Consider the following 1183-nt stretch of genomic DNA (forward strand, 5'->3'; position numbering starts at 1 on the left):
CACCCTATAATTCTGATCATTTAGAAATTTTTTTGCGTTTAAAATCAATGAATTGAAAGATTTCATTTTTCTAAGTCTGATAAAACAGATGAAAACCCAACTGACTATACTCATAAAACTCAATCTTTGCGCTGCTGTACGATACCAGTAATTACAGGTGCCGAGTTTAACATCATGAAAAGTAGCCCAATAATGAATGACGCAACGCCAGCTGCGGTGCCTAACTTCTGACTGAACACCATTGAAACAAAGTACATATTTGGGATAAAAACGGACATAGCAATCACGAAAAGTAACTTATTCAGATAATTATTTATTCGGGTCTTAACCTCAACTCTATCATAAAAAGCCATCGAAACGTAAGCAGTTATCAGTGAATAAAAAGACCATGTCATATAGTTAACCGATTCATTAAATGCCTCTCGCAAAAGCAAAGCACTTTCTGTCATTCCCTACCTCATTAAATCAATAGAAAATAAATCTGAATAATTTATTTTTAAAAGAAAAGAACACAACATAACTTCAGTAGTTATGATTAATCCCTGAATGATTATTTCTTAGCAAGATATAACATGCTTAATGTATATCAGGCAATAAAAAAACTCCCAAAGACCACCGCTGTGGTCTTCAGGTATAGGATTTAAAGAACGAACTCAGTCCGGAAACGTATCACTATCTTCTGTAACGTCCGCTTTCTCTGGTAACATTCTGTTTTTAATATACTGTGAATTCCTGCAGATGAGAGGAAAAATCTCCGAGTTATTCATTATACAACTCGTTGCCGTACGGGCGTCCTCCGGAGACCATGATGAAAATGAAAACGTCTGACGGTCAAGCCATTGAGACAATAATACATTATCAACAGAAGCGCTAAACAGCGCCGCAATAGCCCTGCGTTCAACGGCCTTCTCAGGTTCAATAAACGACAACTCATTATGAAAACGGGTAATAATCGCAATACGGCTGTCAATACGAATATGTCTTTCAAGTAAGACATCGTGCAACTCATCAAGTACAGTCTCTCTCTGGGTATCGTCGAGGCAAGACCACAGAAAATGAATGTTCTCGGCATTTGTGACAACGTCTGGCTCTGCATCACGGAACCATGATGCAAAGATACCCACACTACCTTCCATCCGGATATGCTGCCCCTGAAGTTGCATTTGTTCAAGGATAAAGCGCA

General features: G+C 38.3%; 1 protein-coding gene and 1 pseudogene. Both read right to left on the reverse strand.

Going from position 1 to position 1183, the window contains the following annotated elements:
• Positions 1-119: 119 nt before the first annotated feature.
• Positions 120-449, reverse strand: coding sequence for a hypothetical protein (locus ACOTX3_RS26045; protein ID WP_000140246.1), 330 nt, complete (start codon positions 447-449; stop codon positions 120-122).
• Positions 450-653: 204 nt separating this feature from the next.
• Positions 654-1183: pseudogene (locus tag ACOTX3_RS26050) on the reverse strand (hypothetical protein); the annotation flags it as partial.

Source organism: Enterobacter cloacae complex sp. IR5384 (genome assembly GCF_049237265.1).
GTDB classification, from domain to species: Bacteria; Pseudomonadota; Gammaproteobacteria; order Enterobacterales; family Enterobacteriaceae; genus Enterobacter; species Enterobacter cloacae.